This is a genomic window from Falsiroseomonas algicola (genome assembly GCF_011040385.1).
In the GTDB taxonomy this organism is placed as follows: domain Bacteria; phylum Pseudomonadota; class Alphaproteobacteria; order Acetobacterales; family Acetobacteraceae; genus Falsiroseomonas; species Falsiroseomonas algicola.
Genome location: NZ_JAAIKB010000075.1, coordinates 1 through 316, shown reverse-complemented (window position 1 = coordinate 316; position 316 = coordinate 1). Strand labels below are relative to the sequence as shown.

The 316-nt window shown below is 73.4% G+C and carries 1 protein-coding gene; it reads left to right on the top strand.

The window, feature by feature from the left end; translation table 11 throughout:
• Positions 1-18: 18 nt before the first annotated feature.
• On the top strand, positions 19-316 hold a 298-nt coding region (locus G3576_RS31080), incomplete at its 3' end, for a hypothetical protein (RefSeq protein WP_164698347.1).

Below are 316 nucleotides of genomic sequence, written 5' to 3'. Positions count from 1 at the left end.
ACCGCCCAGATCCGCGGCATGGAGACCACCGACCTCGCCGCCCTGACCACCACCCAGTTCAGCGGCCTCACCTCCGCCCAGCTCGGCGCGCTGACCTCCACCCAGGCCGCCGCGCTCGAGACCACGGATCTCGGCGTCCTCACGACGACCCAGTTCCGCGGCCTCGGCTCCACCCAGCTTGCCGCCCTGACCACCACGCAGCTCGGCGCCGTCACCACCACCCAGCTCTCGGGCCTCACCTCCACCCAGGCCGGCGGCCTCACCACGACGCAGGTCGCGGCGCTGACCACCACGCAGCTTGCCGGCCTCGGCACGA